This window comes from Cellulomonas sp. Marseille-Q8402 (genome assembly GCF_965119525.1).
Genome location: NZ_CBCPLX010000002.1, coordinates 1,381,818 through 1,399,875, shown reverse-complemented (window position 1 = coordinate 1,399,875; position 18,058 = coordinate 1,381,818). Strand labels below are relative to the sequence as shown.

20 protein-coding genes are annotated in these 18,058 nt (G+C 74.9%); 3 read left to right on the top strand and 17 right to left on the bottom strand.

The annotated features are described in order from the left end of the window. Position 1 precedes the first annotated feature (1 nt). Entirely contained in the window at positions 2-577 is a 576-nt protein-coding gene (gene trxA / locus ACWPWW_RS17390; RefSeq protein WP_454051583.1) for a thioredoxin, read from the bottom strand. On the opposite strand from trxA, the gene ACWPWW_RS17385 reads away from it, so the two are divergent. Then, entirely contained in the window at positions 510-1,064 is a 555-nt protein-coding gene (locus ACWPWW_RS17385; RefSeq protein ID WP_147796132.1) for an NUDIX hydrolase family protein, read from the top strand. The two genes, trxA and ACWPWW_RS17385, sit on opposite strands and share 68 nt — an antisense overlap. Before the next feature lie 11 nt (positions 1,065-1,075). Then, the gene (locus ACWPWW_RS17380; RefSeq protein WP_454051582.1) at positions 1,076-1,750 is read left to right on the top strand and encodes a Pr6Pr family membrane protein; all 675 of its coding nucleotides are present in this window, start codon (positions 1,076-1,078) and stop codon (positions 1,748-1,750) included. 10 nt (positions 1,751-1,760) lie between these two features. On the opposite strand, the gene ACWPWW_RS17375 is transcribed toward ACWPWW_RS17380, so the two are convergent. From ACWPWW_RS17375 to clpS, 7 genes are all read right to left on the bottom strand, one after another. Next, a complete protein-coding gene (locus ACWPWW_RS17375; protein WP_454051581.1) occupies positions 1,761-3,377 on the bottom strand; it encodes an ABC-F family ATP-binding cassette domain-containing protein in 1,617 nt (538 codons plus the stop codon). Continuing rightward, the gene (rdgB, locus tag ACWPWW_RS17370) at positions 3,370-3,990 is read right to left on the bottom strand and encodes an RdgB/HAM1 family non-canonical purine NTP pyrophosphatase (RefSeq protein WP_454051580.1); all 621 of its coding nucleotides are present in this window, start codon (positions 3,988-3,990) and stop codon (positions 3,370-3,372) included. The genes ACWPWW_RS17375 and rdgB overlap by 8 nt, the downstream gene beginning before the upstream one ends. Next, complete coding sequence (gene rph / locus ACWPWW_RS17365; protein WP_454051579.1) at positions 3,987-4,784, bottom strand: ribonuclease PH; 798 nt, start codon at positions 4,782-4,784, stop codon at positions 3,987-3,989. The genes rdgB and rph overlap by 4 nt, the downstream gene beginning before the upstream one ends. A 40-nt stretch (positions 4,785-4,824) precedes the next feature. After that, positions 4,825-5,625 carry an MBL fold metallo-hydrolase gene (locus tag ACWPWW_RS17360; RefSeq protein ID WP_454051578.1) on the bottom strand — a complete coding sequence of 267 codons (801 nt, stop codon included), beginning with the start codon at positions 5,623-5,625 and terminating at the stop codon, positions 4,825-4,827. A 155-nt stretch (positions 5,626-5,780) separates the two neighbouring features. Continuing rightward, entirely contained in the window at positions 5,781-6,596 is an 816-nt protein-coding gene (murI, locus tag ACWPWW_RS17355; protein WP_454051577.1) for a glutamate racemase, read from the bottom strand. After that, entirely contained in the window at positions 6,593-7,330 is a 738-nt protein-coding gene (locus tag ACWPWW_RS17350; protein WP_454051576.1) for a DUF2017 family protein, read from the bottom strand. The genes murI and ACWPWW_RS17350 overlap by 4 nt, the downstream gene beginning before the upstream one ends. Next, entirely contained in the window at positions 7,331-7,618 is a 288-nt protein-coding gene (gene clpS, locus ACWPWW_RS17345; protein ID WP_454051575.1) for an ATP-dependent Clp protease adapter ClpS, read from the bottom strand. It lies immediately after the preceding gene. 68 nt (positions 7,619-7,686) lie between these two features. Here clpS and ACWPWW_RS17340 point away from each other — a divergent pair, with 68 nt between their 5' ends. Then, positions 7,687-9,012, top strand: a complete 1,326-nt coding sequence (locus ACWPWW_RS17340) for a nicotinate phosphoribosyltransferase (protein ID WP_454051574.1) — start codon at positions 7,687-7,689, stop codon at positions 9,010-9,012. 170 nt (positions 9,013-9,182) lie between these two features. Here ACWPWW_RS17340 and ACWPWW_RS17335 read toward each other — a convergent pair whose 3' ends face one another. The 9 genes from ACWPWW_RS17335 to ACWPWW_RS17295 form a co-directional block, all read right to left on the bottom strand. Next, positions 9,183-9,338 carry a hypothetical protein gene (locus ACWPWW_RS17335; protein WP_454051573.1) on the bottom strand — a complete coding sequence of 52 codons (156 nt, stop codon included), beginning with the start codon at positions 9,336-9,338 and terminating at the stop codon, positions 9,183-9,185. Between the two features lie 175 nt (positions 9,339-9,513). Next, complete coding sequence (locus ACWPWW_RS17330) at positions 9,514-11,319, bottom strand: DEAD/DEAH box helicase (protein ID WP_454051572.1); 1,806 nt, start codon at positions 11,317-11,319, stop codon at positions 9,514-9,516. Beyond that, positions 11,316-11,696, bottom strand: a complete 381-nt coding sequence (locus ACWPWW_RS17325; RefSeq protein ID WP_454051571.1) for a DUF3039 domain-containing protein — start codon at positions 11,694-11,696, stop codon at positions 11,316-11,318. The genes ACWPWW_RS17330 and ACWPWW_RS17325 overlap by 4 nt, the downstream gene beginning before the upstream one ends. Positions 11,697-11,834: 138 nt before the next feature. Continuing rightward, positions 11,835-12,749, bottom strand: coding sequence for a hypothetical protein (locus ACWPWW_RS17320; RefSeq protein WP_454051570.1), 915 nt, complete (start codon positions 12,747-12,749; stop codon positions 11,835-11,837). A gap of 157 nt (positions 12,750-12,906) precedes the next feature. After that, the gene (gene nagB / locus ACWPWW_RS17315) at positions 12,907-13,701 is read right to left on the bottom strand and encodes a glucosamine-6-phosphate deaminase (protein ID WP_454051569.1); all 795 of its coding nucleotides are present in this window, start codon (positions 13,699-13,701) and stop codon (positions 12,907-12,909) included. Then, the gene (locus ACWPWW_RS17310; protein ID WP_454051568.1) at positions 13,701-14,714 is read right to left on the bottom strand and encodes an ROK family protein; all 1,014 of its coding nucleotides are present in this window, start codon (positions 14,712-14,714) and stop codon (positions 13,701-13,703) included. The genes nagB and ACWPWW_RS17310 overlap by 1 nt, the downstream gene beginning before the upstream one ends. Before the next feature lie 13 nt (positions 14,715-14,727). Continuing rightward, positions 14,728-15,678, bottom strand: a complete 951-nt coding sequence (locus ACWPWW_RS17305) for a carbohydrate ABC transporter permease (protein ID WP_454051567.1) — start codon at positions 15,676-15,678, stop codon at positions 14,728-14,730. Beyond that, a complete protein-coding gene (locus tag ACWPWW_RS17300) occupies positions 15,675-16,628 on the bottom strand; it encodes a carbohydrate ABC transporter permease (protein ID WP_454051566.1) in 954 nt (317 codons plus the stop codon). Before ACWPWW_RS17300 ends, ACWPWW_RS17305 begins: the two co-directional genes overlap by 4 nt. A gap of 75 nt (positions 16,629-16,703) precedes the next feature. After that, the gene (locus ACWPWW_RS17295; protein ID WP_454051565.1) at positions 16,704-17,999 is read right to left on the bottom strand and encodes an extracellular solute-binding protein; all 1,296 of its coding nucleotides are present in this window, start codon (positions 17,997-17,999) and stop codon (positions 16,704-16,706) included. Between the last annotated feature and the right edge of the window lie 59 nt (positions 18,000-18,058).

The following is an 18,058-nucleotide window of genomic DNA, read 5'->3' as shown; positions in this document are numbered from 1 at the left end:
GTCAGCTCTGCGCGGCCCCGGCAGCGGCGATCTGCGCTCGGACGTCGTCCATGTCCAGCGCCTTGACCGCGTCGACGACCTGCTCGAGCGCCGGCGCCGGCAGGGCACCCGCCTGGTTGAAGACCAGGACGCCCTCGCGGAACGCCATCAGGGTCGGGATCGACGTGATCTGCAGCTCGGCCGCCAGCTGCTGCTCGGCCTCGGTGTCGACCTTCGCGTGCACGATGTCGGGGTGCGTCTCCGACGAGCTCTCGAAGATCGGGCCGAAGCGCTTGCACGGACCGCACCAGTCGGCCCAGAAGTCCACCAGGACGATGTCGTTCTCCGTGATCGTCTTCTGGATGCTCTCGGCCGTCAGCTCGGTCGTTGCCATCTGTCGCCTCCTGTGGTCGGTTTGACGCCAGTAGAGCGCCCGGACCCGGTCCAGTATTCCCGCGACCGGGTGGGCCCGCAGCGCCGGCCGCGCGTCGGGCTGGGCGGGGAGCCGCGGCACGGGGTACAACTGCCGGGTGACCGACACGGCTGACCTGCCCCGCGAGCCCGAGCGCCCCTCCGGGTGGCTGAGCCCCGAGGGCATCGCGGCCGCGCGCCGCTCGCTCCCCCTGCTCTACGTGGACGCCGTCCCTGTCCGGGTCGACGACTCCGGCGACGTGGTCGCGGTCGGCCTGCTGCTCCGCGTGACCCCCGAGGGCGTGATGTCCCGCGCGCTGGTCTCCGGCCGCGTGATGTACCACGAGCGGGTGCGCGACGCGCTGCTCCGGCACATCGAGAAGGACCTCGGCCCGGTCGCGCTGCCGCAGGTCCCGCCGACGCCGCAGCCGTTCACGGTCGCCGAGTACTTCCCCACCCCCGGCGTGACGCCGTACCACGACCCCCGGCAGCACGCGGTGTCGCTGGCGTACGTCGTGCCGGTGACCGGCGACTGCCGGCCGCAGCAGGACGCGCTGGACCTGGCGTGGCTGACGCCCGAGGAGGCGTGCAGCGAGCAGGTCCAGGTCGAGATGAACGGCGGTCAGGGCCTGCTGCTGCGCCAGGCGATGGCGCACGTCGGCCGGATGCCCTGAGGCCGGCGGCCGTGACCGCGCAGGCCGCGACTGCGGCGCGCCCGCTGCTGGCTGCCCGGGTGCTGCACGCCCTGCTCGCCCTGGCGGCGCTGGCCGGCGTCGCGCTGGAGCTGGGGCGCGCCCTGGTCGACGGGCCGGGCGACGCGGGCACCATGACGGAGCGCCTCACCCGGCTGTTCTCCTACTTCACGATCCAGTCCAACCTGCTGGTCGCGGTCGCCTCCGCGCTGCTCGCCGCCCGGCCGGCGCGGACCGGGCGCGTGATGGCGGTGCTGCAGCTGGACGCGCTGCTCTGCATCGCGGTCACGGGCGTCGTCTACCACACCGTGCTGGCGGGCGACGGCCTGGCGCTGACGCCGAGCGGGGAGATCGCGAACTTCCTGCTGCACACCGTGACCCCCGTCGGCGCGTGGCTGGTGTGGCTGCTGGCCGGGCCGCGCCCGCGGTTCGGCGGGACCACCGTCGCGTGGTCCGTCGCCTACCCGCTGCTGTGGATCGCGTCCACCTTCGTGCGCGGGGCGGTCACCGGCTGGTACCCGTACCCGTTCCTGGACGCCGGCGCGCTCGGGCTCGCGACCGCCGCACGGAACACGGCGCTGGTCGCGGTCACGTTCCTGGTGCTCGCGCTGCTCGTGCGGCTGCTGGAGCGGGCGCTGCCCGAGCGTCCGGCGGCGCCCCGCGCCTGACGCCCGGGGCTCAGAGCTCGATCGACGGCCAGTCCGCCAGGTCCGCGCGCATCGCCCGGTCGTGCGTCGCGACGACCACCGCGGCCGACGTCATCCGCAGCGCCTCGGTCACCGCGTCGACCAGGGCGATCGACAGGTGGTTGGTCGGCTCGTCGAGCACCAGCACGTGGGGCGCCGCGACCAGCGCTGCCGCGAGCTCGAACCGCCGCCGCTGCCCCACCGACAGCTCGCCCAGCGGCCGGTCCAGGTCCTCCTCCTCCAGCAGCCCCAGCGCGGCGACCGGCAGCACGTGCGCCGGGTCCAGCGCGCCGACCTCCAGCAGGTCGAGCGCCCGCCGGGCCGCGGCCTCGAACCCGGTGGTCCGCAGCCGCGCAGGGCTGTCGTCGTCCTGCACCAGCACGCCGAGCCGCACGCCGTGCGCGACGGACCGGTGCCCCCGGTCCAGCGTCGCCCGGCCCGTGAGCGCGGCCAGCAGCGTCGACTTGCCCGCGCCGTTCGGGCCCGTCACGAGCAGCCGCCCCGCGGGCGGCAGCTCGACGCGCACGCCGGGCAGGTCCAGCCGGCCCGCCACCCGGGGAGCGCGCAGCTCCAGCAGCGGCCCGCCGTCGTAGCCGACGGGGATGCTCGGCAGGTCCGGGAACGCCAGCGCGGGCGGCGGCACCGGCACCTCGACCGCCTCGGCCTCCAGCTTCTGCACCAGGCGGTCCGCGGCCTTCACGTGGATGCGTGCCCGGGTGGCGCGGCGGTGCTTCTGCGAGCCCTTCGCCGGGCGCCACTCGTCGGACAGCCCCTCGTACGACTCGTCCAGCCGCCGGGCCAGCTTCTCGGCGCGCTTGCGCTCCTGCGCGTACCGGGCGCGCCAGCGGCGCAGGGCCTGGTCCTTGGCGAACCGGTACGTCGCGTACCGCGTGGCGCCGTACAGCACCGGGCGGCCGTCCATCGACGGGTCCAGGTCGAGGATCGCGGTCATCACGTCGTCCAGCAGCTGCCGGTCGTGCGTCACGATGACGACGACGCCGGGCCACTGCTGGAGCTGCGCCGTCAGGTAGTCGATGCCGCCGACGTCCAGGTGGTTGGTCGGCTCGTCCAGGAGCAGGATGTCGGCCCGCTCGGCGACGTGGCAGGCCAGCCGCGCCCGGTAGGCCTCCCCCACGCTCAGCGTGTCCAGGCGCCGCCCCGGGTCGCGCGGCGCACCGAACCGGGTCAGCGCCTCGTCCACCCGCCGGTCGACGTCCCACGCCGCGAGCCGGTCGACCGCCGCGATGGCCTCGCTCAGCGCGGTCAGGTCGCCGCTGTCGTGGTCGAACGCCTCGATCGCCTCGTCCAGCCGGGCGGCCGCGGCGCGCACGTGCCGGCCGGTCCGGCGCACGAGGTCGCCGATGGTCGAGCCCGCGGGCACGTCGAGCTCCTGCTGGACGACCGACACCGTGCCCGCGCGGCGCACCTCGCCCGCGGTGGGCAGCAGGTCGCCGGCGAGCAGCCGGAGCAGGGTGGTCTTGCCGGCGCCGTTCTCCCCGACCACGCCGACCCGGTCACCGGCCGACGCGGACAGGCCGACGCCGTCGAGGACGGGCCGACCCGGGTAGCCGAAGGTCAGCCCGTCCGCGACCAGGTGGACGTCAGCCACGCAGCGCCGCGACGACGGTGGGCAGCAGGGCGCGGAACGCCTGCCCGCGGTGCGAGATGCGGTTCTTCTCCTCCGGGGCGAGCTCCGCGCAGGTGCGGGTGCCGCCCTCGGGGACCAGGACCGGGTCGTAGCCGAAGCCGTGCTCCCCGCGCGGTGCGAGCGCGAGCGTGCCGGCCAGGTGGCCGAGCTCGACGTGCTCGGCGCCGTCCGGGGTCACCAGGGCCGCGGCGCAGGTGAACCGGGCCGCGCGGTGCTCCGGGGCGATGTCGGCGAGCTGCGCGAGCAGCAGCTCGAGGTTGGCCCGGTCGTCCCCGTGCCGGCCGGACCAGCGGGCCGAGAAGATGCCGGGCGCGCCGCCGAGCACGTCGACCGACAGGCCGGAGTCGTCGGCCACCGCGGGCAGACCCGTGTGCCGCGCGAGGGCGCGGGCCTTGATCAGCGCGTTCTCCGCGAACGTGACGCCGTCCTCGACCGGCTCCGGCGCGCCGACGTCGCGGGCACCGACCACGGAGTCCGGCTCGAGGCCGGGCAGCGCGGGCACGAGGATGGCGCGCAGCTCGCCGAGCTTGTGCGCGTTGTGCGTCGCGAGCACCAGGCGGGCGGGCCCGGTCACGCCGGCACCCCGCCGCGGACCGTGACCGGGCCGGTGGCGGGGCCGAGCGCCAGCACCTCGGCCTGCACGCGGGCGAGCTCGGTCGTGCCGACCAGCGCCAGGTCCAGCAGGGAGTCGAGCTCGGCGCGGTTGAACGGCGCGTGCTCGGCGGTGCCCTGCACCTCGACGAAGTCGCCGGACCCCGTCACCACGACGTTCATGTCCGTCTCGGCGCGCACGTCCTCGACGTAGGGCAGGTCGAGCACCGGGGCACCGTCGACGATGCCGACGCTCACGGCGGACACGGAGTCGCGCAGCACGGGCTTCCGCCCGTTCACGGAACCCTGGGCGATGCCCCACGCGACGGCGTCCGCGAGCGCCACGTACGCGCCGGTCACGGAGGCCGTGCGCGTGCCGCCGTCGGCCTGCAGCACGTCGCAGTCGAGCACGATCGTGTTCTCGCCGAGGGCGGCGACGTCGATCACGGCGCGCAGCGAGCGGCCGATCAGGCGGGAGATCTCGTGGGTGCGGCCGCCGATCTTGCCGCGCACGGACTCGCGGTCGGACCGGGTGGTCGTCGAGCGCGGCAGCATCGCGTACTCGGCGGTGACCCAGCCCTCGCCGGAGCCCTTGCGCCAGCGCGGGACGCCCGCCGTGAACGACGCGACGCACAGCACCTTGGTGCCGCCGAACTCCACGAGCACGCTGCCCTCGCCGGCGTCGAGGTACCGGCGGGTGATCGAGACGGGCCGGAGCTGGTCGGCGGCGCGGCCGTCGGCGCGCGCGGTGGTGACGGCGGAGGGGTCGGAGGTCATCCCCCGAGGGTAACGACCCGACCCGCACCCCACGGAACCGTCAGAGGTCGACGACCATCCCCGGGCGCGCCAGGTCGACCGGGCCGTCGTAGACCCCGGTGGCCTCCGCGAGGCTCGCGGAGGGGTCGTTCCACGCCACCAGGTGCGTGAGCACCAGCCGCTTCGCGCCGCCCCGCTGCGCCGCCCGGCCCGCCCGCACGCCCGTCAGGTGCACGCCGCGCGGCGCCGCCGACGTCTCGAGGTACGCCGCCTCGGCCAGCAGCACGTCGGCGCCGCGGGCCAGGTCGTCGAGCCCCGCGCACTCGTCGGTGTCCCCCGTGTACGCGAGCGTCACCGTGCGGCCGGGGTCCAGCGACGACGGGCCGGTCACCCGGAAGCCGAACGCGGGGACCGGGTGCAGCACCGGCACCGGCTCGATGGTCAGCGGGCCGACCCGCACCGGCTCGCCGGCGCGCCAGGTGCCGATCGCGAGGTGGTCGGCGGTGCTCGTCGCGGGGTCGTGGCCGGACAGCTGCGCGAGCCGGTCGCGCACCCCCTCCGGGCCGTGCAGCGGCAGCGGCTCCGCGCGCAGGCCGCGCGGGTCGTAGCGCAGCATCACGCCGAGCACCACCACGTCGGCGACGTGGTCCGCGTGCAGGTGGCTGATCGCGACCGCGTCGAGCGACGCCGGGGCCAGGTACCGCTGCAGCGGGCCGAGCGCGCCGTTGCCCAGGTCCAGCAGGACGCTCCACGTCCGGGTGCCGCCGGACCCGTCGGGGCCCTCGGCCTGGACCAGGTAGCAGGACGCGGCCGCGTCCGGCGCCGGGAACGAGCCCGCGCTGCCGACCACCACGAGCCTCATCCGCACCACTCCCCGTCGACGGGCCGTGACCCGGCGTCCGACGGCGGCCCGGAGCCATGATGCCTCGCGGCGCCCGGTCGTGGGCGGCGGTCGGGCGGCGGACCTCGGTGGCGCTCGTCACGCCGGTCCGGGCCGGGTACGGGGGGGTACAGCCGTCAGCGCAGGGCGCCGCGCTCCTCGACGTGCCGGACCTCGGGCCCGAGGAACCGCCGGGCCAGGTGCGCGAACGACTCCGGGTCGCCGGTGGCGAGGAACCGGTGCTCGGACGGGCCCGCTGCGGGGTCGCGCTCCAGGTCGTGCGCCACGAGCTGCCGGTACACGTCCTTGGCGGTCTCCTCGGCGCTCGACACGAGCGTCACGTCCTCGCCCATCACGTACGAGATGACGCCGGTCAGCAGCGGGTAGTGCGTGCAGCCGAGCACCAGGGTGTCGACGCCCGCGTCCTTCACGGGCTGCAGGTACTCCTGGGCGACGCTCAGCAGCTCGGGTCCGGACGTGACGCCCGCCTCGACGAACTCGACGAACCGCGGGCAGGCCTGCGTGGTCAGCCGCACGCCCGGCGCCACCGCGAAGGCGTCGTCGTACGCGCGGGACTCGACGGTCGCCTTGGTGCCGATGACCCCGATGTGGCCGGTGCGGGTGGCCGCGACGGCCCGGCGCGCGGCCGGCAGGATCACCTCGACCACGGGGATGCCCTTGCGCAGCGTGTACCGCTCGCGCGCATCCCGCAGCACCGCGGAGGACGCCGTGTTGCAGGCGATGACCAGCATCTTCACGCCGGCGTCGACCAGGTCGTCCATCACCTCGAGCGCGTGGGCGCGCACCGCGGCGAGCGGCTTGGGCCCGTACGGGGTGTTGAGGGTGTCGCCGATGTACAGCACCGACTCGTGGGGCAGCTGGTCGATGATCGACCGCGCGTTGGTGAGCCCGCCCACCCCGGAGTCGAAGATCCCGATGGGAGCGTCGTTCACGACCCCGAGCCTAGCCCCGGTCCCGGCGCGGGACGGTCGGGCAGGTCCGCCAGCAGGCAGGCCATGAGCGTCTCCTGCCACCAGCCGAGCGCGAGGAACACCGAGCCCAGGTACTGCCGGGCCTGCGCGGCGCTGTCGTCGGCGGCGCGGCCGCGGACCACCTCGCGCTCCAGGTCGTCGCTGGCGTGCTCGTCGGTGACGCCGAGCCGCTCGCCGAGCACCAGCCGGACGTCCGTCAGCGTGGCCGCCAGCGCGGGGCCGCGGTCGCGCGGGACGCGGACGGTCCCGGCAGCGGCGTGCCGGCTGCGGGAGCGGTGCCGCCGGCGCGACGCCTGGTGCGGCTCGGCGTCGGGCTCCGCGGCCTCGTCGGCCGGGTCGCCCGCGGTGAGCGCGTCGAACAGCTCCGCCAGCCGCTCGATCTTCTGCTGCCGCAGGTCGTCCTCCGTCAGCCGGCGGAACTCCGCCGCCACGTCGGGGTCGTCGCGCGAGGCGTCGGGCAGCAGCCGGTGCACGGCCGGGTCGTCGGGCGCCGGCAGCGGGTCCAGGCGCAGGCGCATCGCGAGGGTGCTGCCGTCGTCCGGGGTCGCGGCTCGTCCCGCCGCGCGCGCCCGGTCCTCGAGCCGCCCGCCGCCGAGCAGCTCCGCGACGTCGGCCACGACGGTGGCCAGCACCTCGCGCTCCCCCGGCTCGACCTCGGCGACCAGCGTGTCGCCCTCGCGTCGGAAGGCGCGCACCTAGGCGTCGCTCCGCTGCAGCGTGGCCCACAGGCCGTACGAGTGCATCGCCTGCACGTCCACCTCCATCTGCTCCCGGTTGCCCGCGGACACCGCCGAGCGGCCCTGCTCGTGCACCTCGCGCATCAGCTTCTCCGCCTTGGCCTCGGGGTAGCCGAAGTACGAGCGGAACACGTAGGTCACGTACGACATGAGGTTGACGGGGTCGTTCCACACGATCGTGACCCACGCGTCGGCGAGCGCGCCGTCCGTGCGGGTCGTCTCCTGCGGGGCGGTGTCGACGGGCACCCGACCACTGTAGGTGCCCGCCCCGGGTACCCGCGGCGAGGCACCGCCGCCCCGCATACGGTGTGGTCATGACCTCGAGCACCGCGCTGCTGACCGACCGCTACGAGCTCACGATGCTCCAGGCCGCCCTCGCCGACGGCACCGCCGACCGCCGCTGCGTCTTCGAGGTGTTCACCCGGCGGCTGCCGCACGGGCGCCGGTACGGCGTGCTGGCCGGCACGGGGCGCGTGCTCGAGGCGCTGGCCGGCTTCCGGTTCGGCACCGAGGAGCTCGACTGGCTGTCCCGCGAGCGCGTCGTCGACGACGCCACGCTGGCGTACCTGGCCGACTACCGCTTCACGGGCACCGTGCACGGCTACGCCGAGGGCGAGATGTTCTTCCCGCAGTCCCCCGTGCTCACGGTCGAGGGCACGTTCGCCGAGGCCGTCCTGCTCGAGACCGTCGTGCTGTCGATCCTCAACTACGACTCCGCCATCGCGTCGGCCGCGTCCCGCATGACCAGTGCCGCCATCGGCCGCCCGGTCCTGGAGATGGGGGCGCGCCGGGCCCACGAGCAGGCCGCGGTCGCCGCCGCCCGGGCCGCCGCCGTCGCCGGGTTCGCCGGCACCTCCAACCTGGAGGCGGGGCGCCGCTACGGGCTGCCGACGATCGGCACCGCCGCACACGCGTTCACGCTGCTGCACGACGACGAGGAGGCGGCGTTCGCCGCGCAGGTCGCCTCCTCCGGCGCGGGCACCACGCTGCTGGTCGACACCTACGACGTCCGCCGCGGCGTCGAGCGTGCCGTCGCCGCGGCCGGACCCGGGCTGGGGGCGGTCCGGCTGGACTCCGGCGACCTCGGCGTCCTCGCGCAGGAGGTGCGCGCGCAGCTGAACGAGCTCGGCGCGCACGGCACCAAGATCGTCGTGACGTCGGACCTGGACGAGTACGCGATCGCCGCGCTCGCCGTCGCACCGGTCGACTCCTACGGCGTGGGCACGTCGCTGGTGACCGGCTCCGGCGCACCGACCTGCGGGATGGTCTACAAGCTGGTGGCGCGCGAGGGCGCCGACGGCGTGCTGGCCCCCGTCGCCAAGGCCTCGGTCGCCAAGGGGTCCGTCGGCGGCCGCAAGACCGCGGCCCGACGGCTGGACGACGCCGGGCGCGCCGTCGAGGAGGTCGTCGTCTCCGGCGCCGACGACGCGGTGCGGACCTGGACCCCCGGCACCGACGACCTGCGCGCGCTCGTCGTGCCGCTGGTCGTCGACGGGGAGGTGCAGCCCGGCTGGACCGGCCCCGAGGGCGTGCGCGCCGCCACGGCCCGGCACGCGGCGTCCCGCGAGGAGCTCCCCCGCGGCGCCCGCCGCCTCTCCGCCGACGAGGCCGCCCTCCCCACGGTGACCCTGACGGTCTGACCGCGCGGCAACGAGGTCGTCACTCCTGCCCGAGGTCGTCAGTCCTGCGGGGCGACCTCGTGCACGCGGACGACCTCGCCGGCCCTCCGGCGCGTGCCCGGCCCCGGACGCGACGGCGCCCGCGCTCCCCGAGGGGGGCGCGGGCGCCGTCGTGACGGTGGGGGCAGACGCTAGACGCGCGCCTTGCCCCGACGCAGCAGGCCGAGGATCAGGCTCACCACGAGCACCGCGATCCCCACCCAGAGGAGGATCTTGGCGGCCTCGACGGCCACACCCACAACGAGCAGCACGACACCGATGATGATGAGGATCAGCCACGCGGGCATCTGACGGCTCCCTTCGTCCCCCTGCACGACGAGGTCTCACCGGCGTTGACCGGTGAACCTCCTGTTCACAGCGATGACACTGGCAGGGATTCGCCGGTTCGGCACGTCGAACGCTCCGGTTGCGGGGGCGGCGCGACCTGGTATCGCGACGCGCTGACCTGCAGCGACGCCGGGGTCAGCGCTTGCCGACGAACCAGCCGCGGAGCATCGCCACCCGGGCCTCCAGCTGCGCCGGGTCCGCGAGCGCGACCTCCGGGCCCCCGCAGCGGCGGCGCAGCTCGGTGTGCACCGCGCCGTGCGGCTGCCCGCTCTTGCGCGCCCACGCGCCGACCAGCTGCGCGAGCTCCTTGCGCAGCTCGGCCTGCTTGCGGTGGTCCATCTCGGCGCGGTCCTCGACGGCCTGCGCCTTCGTCCTGCGCGCGCTCTGCTGGCTGGCCTGGCGCTGCCGGAGCAGCGTCGTCACCTGGTCGGGGTCGAGCAGGCCGGGCAGTCCGAGGAAGTCCAGCTCCTCGTCCGAGCCCACGTCGCCGCCGGTGCCGAACTCGCCGCCGTCGAAGAGCACGCGGTCGAACGACGCCTGCGCCTCGAGCGCCTCGAAGGTGCCCTGCAGCGCGTCGGAGCCCTTCTCGGCCCGGTTCGCCTGCGCGACGAGCGCGTCCTCGGGGTTGTAGCCCTCGCCCTGCTCCTCGGCCGTCAACGGGCGGTCCAGGGCGTGGTCCCGCTCGACCTCCAGCGCGTTCGCGAGCGCCAGCAGCGGAGCGACGCTCGGCAGGAACACCGACGCCGTCTCCCCGCGCTTGCGCGCCCGCACGAACCGGCCGATGGCCTGCGCGAAGAACAGCGGCGTGGCGGCGCTCGTGGCGTACACGCCGACCGCGAGCCGCGGGACGTCGACGCCCTCGGACACCATGCGCACCGCGACCAGCCAGCGGTCGTCGGAGGCGGAGAACTCGTCGATGCGGGCGCTGGCACCGTCGTCGTCGGACAGCACGACCGTCGGCGACCTCCCCGTGAGGCGCGCGAGGTGCCCGGCGTAGGCGCGGGCGTCGGTCTGGTCGGTCGCGATGACCATCGCCCCGGCGTCCGGCACCGTGCGGCGGACCTCGGTCAGGCGGCGGTCCGCGGCGGCGAGCACCGACGGGATCCACTCGCCGTCCGGGTTCAGCGCCGTGCGCCACGCCTGCGCGGTCATGTCCTTGGTCAGCGGCTCGCCGAGGCGTGCGCTGACCTCGTCGCCGGCCTTGGTCCGCCAGCGCATCGACCCCGAGTACGTGAGGAACAGCACCGGGCGCACCACGTGGTCCCGCAGCGCCTCCGAGTAGCCGTACGTGTAGTCGGCCCTGCTGCGGCGGATGCCGTCGGGGCCGCGCTCGTACTCGACGAACGGGATCTGCGCCGTGTCGGAGCGGAACGGGGTGCCCGTCAGCGACAGCCGGCGGGTCGCGCCCTCGAAGGCGTCGCGGACCGCGTCGCCCCAGGACAGCGCGTCACCGCCGTGGTGCACCTCGTCGAGGATGACGAGCGTCGGCGCCGCCGTGGTGCGCGCGGCGTGCAGCGCCGGCTTGGCCGCGACACCCGCGTACGTGAGCGCCACGCCGTCGAACCCGTGGCCGTGCCGTCCCTGCGCGTTCTTGAAGTTCGGGTCGAGCTTGATGCCCACGCGCGCGGCCGCGTCGGCCCACTGGTGCTTGAGGTGCTCGGTCGGCGCCACGACGGTCACCCGGCGCACGATGCCGGCCTGCAGCAGCTCCGTGGCGATCCGCAGCGCGAACGTCGTCTTGCCGGCGCCCGGGGTCGCCACCGCGAGGAAGTCCCGCGGCGCGGTGGACAGGTACTGCTCGAGGGCCGCCGCCTGCCAGGCGCGCAGCTTCCCCGCCGTCCCCCAGGGCGCACGCCCGGGGAACGCCGGCGGCAGCTGCGATGCGGCCGACGTGGAGGCGTGCGTGGCGGGTGCGGACGACGGGCGTTCCGCGGCGGTCACTGTCCGCCGGAGGAGTCGCCGGACCCCTTGCCGCGGCCGAAGCCCCAGCGGCGCCCGCCGGAGCCCTTGCCCGAGTCCCCGTCGCCGCCGTCCTGCGGCTCACGCAGACCCTCGAAGATCTCCTTGCACACCGGGCAGACCGGGAACTTGTTCGGGTCGCGGCCCGGCACCCAGACCTTCCCGCAGAGCGCGACCACGGGCTTGCCGGACATCGCCGACTCCATGATCTTCTCCTTGCGCACGTAGTGCGCGAAGCGCTCGTGGTCGCCCGGCTCGGCGAGCTGCTCCTCGGGCCGCTCCAGCAGCCCGGTTCCGGCGCCGGTGCTGGGGTCCGAGAGCCGGTCCGGCTCGGGGCTCGGCGGCAGGGGCTCACTCATGCCGACCATCGTACGTCCCCCCTCCGACGCCCACCCCGCCGCTCCTCGCCGCCGCTCCGCGTTGGCTCGGCGAGGTCGAGGGTCTGGCCGGCGACCCAGCCTAAGAACCCTCGACCTCGCCGCAGACGCTCGACCTCGTCACCGACGCGCGCCGGCGAGCGCGCGAGCCACTCGGGCCACGAGCGCCTCCGGGCGACTCAGCTCATCCCATGTGACGCGGATGACGCGCCACCCCTCGTCCTCGATCGCGTCCTGCCGCTGCTTCTCGGCGAAGACCACCTCGGCCGCTGTGCTGCCGAAGGCACCGGAGTACTTGACGAAGCCGTCGAACTCGAGGCCGAGGCGCTGCGTCCGCCAGCCGAGGTCGAGCCGGAACGTCCCGCGGTGCGTGACGACCGGGACCTGGGGCTCCGGCACGGCGATGCCGGACGTGCTGAGCACCTGGCGCACCAGAGTCTCGCCCGGGGACTCCGCACGGCCGTCCGCGAGCGCCAGCGTGGTCCGCGCCCGGCGCACGCCCCGGGCACCTGCCCGCGCGACGAGCAGCCGGTCGATCGTCGCGGGGTCGGCGCCCAGCCGCAGACCCGAGTCGGCGATCACCAGCGCCCGGTCGGGCGGGAGCATCGCCGCGCAGTCGACCAGCGTCCGTTCCAGGCTCGTGACCGGCAGGCCGTGCACGACGCCGCGCTGATCGAGCGGCACTCCGCCGTGGTGCCGCACGAGCAGCTCCCTGCCGCGTCGGGCGGGTCGGCCCTCCTGCGTCAGATGGACTGCGCCGGAGAGCCGGACGGTGTCGCACCCCCAGATGACGGCCGCGGACTCGTGGCTGAACCAGTGGTCGACCGCCAGCTGGGCCTGCACCGCGGCGATGCGGGCGAGAACCCGACGGCGGGCGTCCCGGCCGCGACCCTGCGACGGCACGACCGGCAGGTAGGCGCCCCACCGCACCCGCTCGACCGACCCGGTGGCACGTGACCGTGCCAGCTCCGACGGGTCGCTCTCACGCGCCAGGATCACCGCGTCCTCGCGCCCACCACCACCCGGCCCGCTCATCCCCCGAGCATCCCGCGCGCCCTCGCCCGAAACGCCCCCCGCTCGACATCTGTGGACAGCCGCCGCCGAGGTCGAGCGTTTGCGCGACTCGGCCGCTCCAGAAGTCTCGACCTCGCGCTGAACCCTCGACCTCGCCGGGGCGCGGCTGCCGCAGCCGCTAGATGCCCTGCCAGGCGGGCTTGGCGGCGTAGGTCTCGCGGTAGTAGGCGGCCAGCTGGAGGCGGCTGGCCGCGGCCTCGTCGACCAGGACCGTGGCGTGCGGGTGGTGCTGCAGGACCGTGCCGGGCCACATGGCGCTGACCGGGCCCTCGACGACCTGGTGCACGGCCTCGGCCTTGTGCTTGCCGGTGGCGAGCAGCAGCACGTGCCGCGCGGACATGATCGTCGCGAGCCCCTGGGTGAGGCAGTGCGTCGGCACCTGGGCGACGTCGCCGCCGAAGAAGCGGGCGTTGTCCTCGCGGGTCTGCCGGGTGAGCGTCTTGATCCGGGTGCGGGACGCCAGCGACGAGCCGGGCTCGTTGAAGGCGATGTGGCCGTCGGTGCCGACGCCGAGGATCTGCACGTCCACGCCGCCGGCGTCGGCGATGGCCGCCTCGTACGCCGCGCACGCCGCGGGGAGGTCCGGCGCGAGCCCGTCGGGGCCGTGCACGTCGGCGGGGTCGATGTCGACGCGGGAGGCGAACTCCTTCTCGATGACGTTCCGGTACCGCTCGGGGTGCTCGGCGGGCAGGCCGACGTACTCGTCGAGCATGAAGGCCCGCACGCCGGCGAAGGACAGCCCGTCCTCGGTGTGCCGGCGCGCCAGCTCGTCGTACACGGCGAGCGGGCTGGAGCCCGTGGCGACGCCGAGCACCGCGTGCCCGCCCTCGGCGGCGCGGGCGCGGAGCACGCGCTCGATGGTTCCCGCGGCGAGCCGGGCCAGCTCGGGCCCGGGCGCGATGACGACCTCCATCAGGACTCCTTCCGTCCGACCAGCGCGGCGCCCACGGCACCCACCGGCACTCCACGCGGGGCGAGGGAGACCCGCTCCGCCATGTGCATGGCCGCCAGGAACGCCGAGTCCCGGGCCGACCGGTCCAGCTGGTCGCGCACGACCTCGAGCAGCGGGTCGCCCAGCTCGCTCACCCCGCCGCCGATCACCACGTGCGCGACGTCCGTGCTGAGCAGGAGCACCCGCACGGCCGCGGCGACGGCGTCGGCGAACACCTCGCGGACCGCCACCGCTGCAGTGTCCCCCGCCGCGGCCGCCTCGAACAGTGCCACGGGGGCGGGGCGGTCGGGCGGGTCGAACGGCCCGGGCCACGCCGCGACCAGCGCGCTGCCGGACGCGTACTGCTCCAGGCACCCGCGCTGCCCGCAGGGGCAGGGCAGCCCGCCGGCGACGTGCACCAGGTGGCCGATCTCCCCCGCGACCCCGCTCGCGCCGCGCCGCAGCCGGCCGTCGAGGACGAGCCCCGCGGCGAGCCCGGTGCCGAGGGCGAGGAACGCGAGGTCGGGCTCGGGGTCGGGCAGCAGGTGCGCGACGCCGAGCGCGGCGACGTTGAGGTCGTTCTCGAGCCGCACGGGCACGCCGCCCAGCGCCGCCGAGACGTCGTCGGCCAGCGCGACGCCGGCCTCGATGCCCAGGTTGACGGCGTGCTCGACGCGCCCGGCCACGGGGTCGACGATGCCGGGCAGCCCGATCCCGACCCCGACGAGGTCGTCCCGCCCGAGGCCCGCGTCCGCGAGCAGGCGACGCACCGCCTCGGCCGCCGTGGCGGCGACCGCGGGCCCGCCCGGCTGCGACGGGAGCCGCAGGCCGGGGCCGTGGGTGCCGTCGGGCGCGACCAGCACGCCCAGCGTCTTGGTCCCGCCGACGTCCAGCCCGACCGACCAGCCGGGCCGCTCGGACCTGCCGGGCCGCGACGGCCGCGCGGGCGCAGCAGGGTCGACCAGCCCGCCCGCGCCCTCGCGCGGCCAGGTCATCACCTCGTCCACGTCAGCCCTTCACCGCTCCGGACACCAGCCCCGACGTCATCCTGCCCTGCACCAGCAGGAAGAACACGATCACGGGCACGGCGATCAGGGTGGACGCGGCCATGACCTCGCCCCAGTCGACCCCGCGGTTCGCGGACGCCGCCAGGAACGAGCGCAGCCACAGGGGCAGCGTGCGGGCCGACTCGGCAGGCAGCGCGACCAGCGCCACCGTGAACTCGTTCCAGGCCTGCAGGAACGCGTACACCCCGGACGCGACCAGGCCCGGGGCCAGCAGCGGGAAGGTGATCCGGATGAACGCCATCGTGCGGCTGAGCCCGTCGACCATCGCGGCCTCCTCGAGCTCGATCGGCACGCCGGCGACGAACCCGCGGAGCATCCAGATCGTGAACGGGACGACGGCGGCGGTGTAGAGGATCGAGACGCCGACGACGCTGTTCAGCAGGTTCACCGAGGAGAGCATCTTGTACTGCGCGATGAACAGGCCCTCGGCGGGCAGCATCTGCACGAACAGCACGGCGATGATGAACGTCAGGCGGCCGCGGAACCGGAACCGGCTGATCGCGAGCGCCCCGAAGAACGCGAGCACGAGCACGGCCAGCACGGTGACCAGCGTGATCGCGAGGCTCATCTGCAGCGCGCCGGTGAAGCCGGAGCCGTCGAGCACGGCGCGGTAGTTCGCGAGCGTCGCCCCGGTGGGCAGGAACGACGGGGTGGCGGACCGCAGCCGGGTGCTGGGCAGCAGCGACGACAGGACCATCCAGTAGACGGGGAACGCCCAGACGACCGCGACGACCACGGCGAGCAGGCCGAGCAGGGCCCGGCGGAGGCGCCGCGCGGTGCGGCCACCGGCGGCCTGCTGCCGGGAGGCGGGCGGGACCGGGGCGGCAGGGGTGCCGGCCCGCGCGGGCTGCGCGGCGACCGGCCCGCGCGACGGGGACGTGGTGGCGCTCACGCGTCCTCCTTCAGCAGGTTGCGGACGTAGGGCCAGCTCAGCAGCACGGTGAGCGCCAGCACGAAGATCGACACCGCCGCGGCTCCGGCGAAGTCCTGCCGGCCGATGCCGATCTCGTAGATGAAGTTGCCCAGCAGGTTGGTCTCGCCGACGGGCGCGCCGCCGTCCTGCAGCAGCTTGATCTGCGCGAACACCCGCAGGTCCCAGATGATCTGCAGCAGCAGCACGATGGACAGCACCGGCCGGACGAGCGGCAGCGTGATGTGCCAGAGGATGCGGGCGGGGCCGGCGCCGTCGATGCGGGCGGCCTCCAGGACCTCGTCGGACACCTGGGTCAGCGCGGCGTACATCGACAGCGCGACGAACGGCACGGACATCCAGACGATGATCACGGTCGCGACGAAGAAGAACGAGAGCGGCTGGGCGAGCCAGGTGTGGCCGCTGTACTGGTCGAACCCGAGCTGGACGAGCAGCCAGTTGACGACCCCGGTGCGCCAGTCGAACAGCCACTTGAAGACCGTGACGGCGGCGACCATCGGCATCGCCCAGGCGAGCAGCAGCGCGACCTGCAGCACCACCCGGACCACGGGGTGCACCGCCTTCATCAGCAGGGCGAGCAGCGTCCCGATGCCGACGGTGGCGAACGCGTTCACGAGGCAGAAGGCGACCGAGCGGACGACGACGGCCCACAGACCGTCGTCGGTGAAGATGCGCGCGTAGTTGTCGAGGCCGACGAAGGTCGGGGGCTGGCCGAACTGCTGGGCCAGGCCGAACTCCTGCATCGACGTGACGACCTGCCAGTAGAGCGGGTAGCCGAGGCCGGCGACCAGCGCCGCGACGGCCGGGACCAGCAGCAGGTACGGGGTGAGGCGGGGGCCGCGCCGCCGCCGGGGCGGGGTGCGGTCCGGGTGGGCCGCCGGGGGCGCGGTGGGCGCCGCGGTCGTGGTCATGCGGTTCTCCTCAGGGGCGACGAGCCGGACCCGGTCCCGGCCGCGGGGCGCGCACGCCCCGCGGCCGGGACGAGGTCACTGGCCGTTGAGCATCGGCGTGATGCGCTCGTCGTACTGCGCGGCGAGCTCGGTCACGTCGCCGCCCTCGGCGATCGCCTGGAACAGCTCCTCGTAGACGAACGCGCCCTCGACGGCCGCCCAGCCCGGCGCCGCCGGGGTGAGCTTGGAGGCCGCGGCGGTCTCGATCATCGTGGTGGCGAACTTGTCGTCGCCGAGCGAGCTGACGTACTGCGAGTTGGCCGGGCCGAGCCCGTTCTCGCCGAGCATCGTCTGGTACTCCTCGGAGAAGATGATCCGCAGCAGGTTCTCGGAGAGCTCCGGGTGCTGGGACTGCGCCGAGATGGCGATGTTCGAGCCGCCCGCGAACACCGGCGCGATGCCGCCGTCCACGCCGGGCAGGGCGAAGATGTCGAACTTGGCCTCGTCGACCATGCCGTCGCGGACCTCCTCGCCCTCGTCGTTCGTGGTGAGGTCACCGATCGACCAGCGGGCCCAGCCCGGGGACATGATCGTCGCCGCGGCCGGGGCCGCGCCGTCCGTGCCGTCGTTCAGGAAGTCCCAGTACGCGACGTCCCGCTCGGTGGCGGGCACGTTGGACGCGCCCTGGTAGACGGCCTGCCACTGCTCGAGGCCGGCGATCGTGTTCGGGTCGGACAGCGTGGAGGTCCACTCGCCGCCGTCCTCCGTGGCCAGCTCCCCGCCGTTGGCGAAGACCCACGAGATGCCGTTGCGCCAGTCCTGGCCGCCCATCGCGAAGCCCGACTGCGCGTCGGTCGTCAGCTGGGTCACGGACTCGCCGAACTCCGCGAGGGTCGTCGGCTTCTCCAGGCCCGCCGCCGACCAGATGTCGGGCCGGTAGAACATGTAGCGCGAGCCGAAGTAGTACGGGAGCGCGTAGTTCTTGCCCTCGGACTCCCCGACCTCGACGAACGACGGCAGCAGGTCGTCGCCGCCGAGCTCGTCGTACAGCGGGGTCAGGTCGCGGAACGCGCCGATGGTGGTGAACGTCGGCGACTGCGTGTTGCCGATCTCGACGACGTCCGGGGTGTTCTCCGCGTCGGGCAGGGCGGTGGTCAGCTTGGTGACCACGTCGTTCCAGTCCTGCTCCTCGATGACGAGGGTCGACCCGGGGTTCTCCTCCTCGAAGGTCGTCTTGAGGTAGTCGCGCAGCTCGTCGGGCGTGTCCGCCCCGTTGAGCCACAGCGTGATCTCGGCGGCCTCGGCGGTGCCGTCCGAGCTGGTCCCGCTGTCGTCGTCGCCCGACGAGCAGGCGGTCAGCGCGAGCGCCGCCGCCACACCGACGGCTGCCATCCGTACGATCTTCACGTTGGTGTTCCTCCCTGATGCGCGGCGAGGCCGGAAGGCGTCGC

Bases quoted from the DNA above. Each gene is read 5' to 3' on its own strand.
- rph (WP_454051579.1), bottom strand. From the start codon at position 4,784: ATGACCTCCGACCCCTCCGCCGTCACCACCGCGCGCGCCGACGGCCGC.
- ACWPWW_RS17300 (WP_454051566.1), bottom strand. From the start codon at position 16,628: ATGACCACGACCGCGGCGCCCACCGCGCCCCCGGCGGCCCACCCGGAC.
- ACWPWW_RS17335 (WP_454051573.1), bottom strand. From the start codon at position 9,338: ATGCCCGCGTGGCTGATCCTCATCATCATCGGTGTCGTGCTGCTCGTT.
- ACWPWW_RS17360 (WP_454051578.1), bottom strand. From the start codon at position 5,625: ATGAGGCTCGTGGTGGTCGGCAGCGCGGGCTCGTTCCCGGCGCCGGAC.
- ACWPWW_RS17340 (WP_454051574.1), top strand. From the start codon at position 7,687: ATGACCTCGAGCACCGCGCTGCTGACCGACCGCTACGAGCTCACGATG.
- ACWPWW_RS17320 (WP_454051570.1), bottom strand. From the start codon at position 12,749: ATGAGCGGGCCGGGTGGTGGTGGGCGCGAGGACGCGGTGATCCTGGCG.
- trxA (WP_454051583.1), bottom strand. From the start codon at position 577: ATGCCCTCGGGGCTCAGCCACCCGGAGGGGCGCTCGGGCTCGCGGGGC.
- ACWPWW_RS17325 (WP_454051571.1), bottom strand. From the start codon at position 11,696: ATGAGTGAGCCCCTGCCGCCGAGCCCCGAGCCGGACCGGCTCTCGGAC.
- ACWPWW_RS17295 (WP_454051565.1), bottom strand. From the start codon at position 17,999: ATGGCAGCCGTCGGTGTGGCGGCGGCGCTCGCGCTGACCGCCTGCTCG.
- ACWPWW_RS17310 (WP_454051568.1), bottom strand. From the start codon at position 14,714: ATGACCTGGCCGCGCGAGGGCGCGGGCGGGCTGGTCGACCCTGCTGCG.
- nagB (WP_454051569.1), bottom strand. From the start codon at position 13,701: ATGGAGGTCGTCATCGCGCCCGGGCCCGAGCTGGCCCGGCTCGCCGCG.